Source organism: Streptomyces sp. NPDC127197 (assembly GCF_042672405.1).
In the GTDB taxonomy this organism is placed as follows: domain Bacteria; phylum Actinomycetota; class Actinomycetes; order Streptomycetales; family Streptomycetaceae; genus Streptomyces; species Streptomyces flavusporus.
On the sequence record NZ_JBHXVG010000027.1, the window covers coordinates 1 to 2,958 of the forward strand.

The following is a 2,958-nucleotide window of genomic DNA, read 5'->3' on the forward strand; positions in this document are numbered from 1 at the left end:
TTCGAGCAGGCGCAGGCGGCGGGACTTGGCGAACCACTCCTGCCTGCTGCGGTAGCCGCCCGGCACCTGCTTGGTGCCCTTCGCGCCCACGGGCACAGACAGCCGGTGCGTGATCGTCGCGATCCCGGCCTGAAGGCTCTGGATGTGCGCGAGCTGGCCGCGCCGGGCGAGCGCCCACTGATCGTGGGTGGCCTTCGTGATGCTGCCTGCCCAGCGGGAGGAGGACTCCTCCGTGAGAGTGCGCTTGCGCTCGGCCCACTGCTCACTGTCGTGCTCCAGCCCGGCCGCGCACCGCGCCTTCAGATCACGGGAGGCGAGCGAACCGAGCAGGTCGCCGACCAGGCGAAGCACCTTCTCGTCTGTGGCGCTCAGGTGCTTGAGCCGGGCACGGATCGCAACCCCCGAGGGGCCGGGCACCACGAACGGCGCCGCCACCTCCCGCAGTCCCCCCACCCCTTCACCCCCGGCCCGGTGCCGTAGAACTCCGTCACCGCACTCAACGACCACCACTGGCGGAGGTCACGTATTCGATGCAAGAACTCTCGTCCCCCACGGGGCCTGCCGTTGACCGAGGCTCACTCATGCGCGCCAGAACACGCTCAAGCGCCATCGCTCGCCACCTGTTCACAACCCCTCGCACGACACAGAACGACCGCCGACGGCGGCAGGTGGCCCAATCACCTGCCGCCGTCGGCGGTCGTTCCCGCTCGGAGTGCTGCGTTGTCGGCGGTCCCGGGGGAAGTCCGTGCTGTGCAACCGGTCCGCACTGTGACCGGCGTCACTCCTTTTTGGACTTGCAGGTCCAATCTGGTGGGCGCATGATGAATGGACCGAACAGTCCATAAGAAACCGGGGCGCCTCGGCGATGTTCGCATCACCGGCAGGCTGATCGCCAGCCCTCGGCGGACGCGCATGACGTCGGAGGCGGACGGGCCGGGCGCTGCGGAGATCCGCACATCCTTGGAAGAAGGAAGATCGATCATGGAAGCTATTGAGCGCCTCAGCATCACTGAGGAACTCCGCCGTCTGATGGCCCGCTACGTCCGCTACGCGGATCACCAGCGCTGGGACGACCTGGCGAACCTGTTCACACCTGACGGCACGTTCACCCCGCACAAGCCGGACGGAACGGTGTGGCTGCGCATGAACGGCCGGGACGAGATCGCCGCGACGGTCGGCTCCAGCGGCGGCCCCGGTGTCACCCTGATCCACCACCTGTTCTCTGACGAGATCGACGTCGACTCGGGGACCACCGCCCGCGGCGTGTTCGCGATGGAGGACATCGTCACCCGGCCCGAGGGTGCCGAGGTGTCCGAAACCATTCCCTTCAGGGGTATGCACGGCTTCGGCCACTACCACGCACGTTTCGTCAAGATCGATGGTTCCTGGCGGATCGCCGAGCTCAAGCAGACCCGAGTCCGTCTGGACTTCACCGCCTGACCGCGCCCCTTCGCTTCGCCCGGAGGCGGGCAACCCGACCGGCCACGGCGCGACTTCGCCCCCGACACCTGCCTACCGAGTAACAACCTCTCTTTCATTCCCACAGGAAAGCAGCATTGACATGAGCAACAGCAACAAGCCCGCCGCGCTGGAGCCGTACAACATCGACGTCCCCCAGGACGTCCTCGATGACCTCAAGGACCGCCTGAAGAAGACCCGTTTCTTCGACGACCTGGACAACGAGGAGGAGTACTACGGCATCAGCACCGCCTACCTGAAGCCGCTCGTGGAGTACTGGGCGGACGGCTTCGACTGGCGTGCGCAGGAGAAGCGGCTGAACTCCTACAACCAGCACAAGGTCGAAATCGACGACACACCCGTGCACTTCGTGTACGAGCGCGGCAAGGGCCCGAACCCGATTCCGCTCATCATCAGCCCCGGATGGCCGTGGCCCGGCGAGTTCAGTTATGCGCTCATCGGCCCACTGACGGACCCCGCCGCCCATGGTGGTGACCCGTCCATCTCGTTCGATGTCATCATCCCGGACCTGCCCGGCTTCGCCTGGTCCACCCCTGTCAGCAGGGGCGATCTGAACTATTGGAAGATCGCCGACATCCTGCACAAGCTCATGACCGAGGTGCTGGGCTACGAGAAGTACGGGGCGGCGGGTTCCGACTACGGTGCTCTGGTGACGAGTGCGCTCGGCCACAAGTACGCCGACAGCATCATCGGCCTGCACTACGGCCACGACATGCCTCCGGGGCAGTTCGCCAACGAGCGGTTCTGGGACCTGACCGACGGCAACAAGATCCCCGAGGACGCCTCGCCGGAGCTGCGGGAGGGCTTGGAGAACTTCGTCAACACGTATGCCTCGCACGTCGCTGTCCACATGCTGGACGGCTCGACCCTCACCCACGGTCTGAACGACTCTCCCATCGGGATGCTCGCCTGGCTGCTGCGGCGGTGGAAGAAGTGGAGCGACAAGCGGGGCAACTTCGAGGAGGCTTTTCCCCGCGACTTCATCCTCACCCAGGCCACCATCTTCTGGGTGACGCAATCCATCGGCACCTCGATCCGGATGTACCGCAACGCGGTGCGCCACCCGTGGGTGCCCTCCCACGACCGCCAGCCCGTCGTCGAGCCGCCGGCCGGCTTCACCTTCCTGCTCGGCGACGCCTACCCGCCCGCCATCAACACCGTCGAAGAGCGCATCGCCCTCTTCGAGAACGGGCCGACGCGCAGTTCCTTCAACGTGGTCAACGCCAACGCCCACATGAAGGGCGGCCACTTCGTCCACTACGAGAACCCCGAGGCGTTCGCCTCGGACCTCGTCGAGACCTTCCGCAGGATCGGTGGCTGACCCTGCAGGCGACGGGCCACCAGCAGCGCTACCCGGGCCGGGGGGCCCGCGCGGGGAGAAACCCCGCCCCCGGCGCCCCCCCCGCCCGGCCCCCCCGGGCCCCCCGCCGCTCCTGTCTACCGCCCCGCTCCGGCGGCCCCCACCCGCTCAGCGCGCAG

General features: G+C 67.1%; 2 protein-coding genes and 1 pseudogene. 2 read left to right on the plus strand and 1 reads right to left on the minus strand.

Features of this window, described 5'->3' with window-relative positions:
• Positions 1-453: pseudogene (locus ACFVJQ_RS32305) on the minus strand (hypothetical protein); the annotation flags it as partial.
• 528 nt (positions 454-981) lie between these two features.
• Between ACFVJQ_RS32305 and ACFVJQ_RS32310 the strand changes: the two are divergent.
• Positions 982-1,440: a nuclear transport factor 2 family protein gene (locus ACFVJQ_RS32310; protein WP_385518625.1), complete on the plus strand. Its 459-nt coding sequence runs from the start codon at positions 982-984 to the stop codon at positions 1,438-1,440.
• A 121-nt stretch (positions 1,441-1,561) separates the two neighbouring features.
• Positions 1,562-2,800, plus strand: coding sequence for an epoxide hydrolase family protein (locus ACFVJQ_RS32315; RefSeq protein WP_385789133.1), 1,239 nt, complete (start codon positions 1,562-1,564; stop codon positions 2,798-2,800).
• The last annotated feature ends 158 nt before the right edge of the window (positions 2,801-2,958 follow it).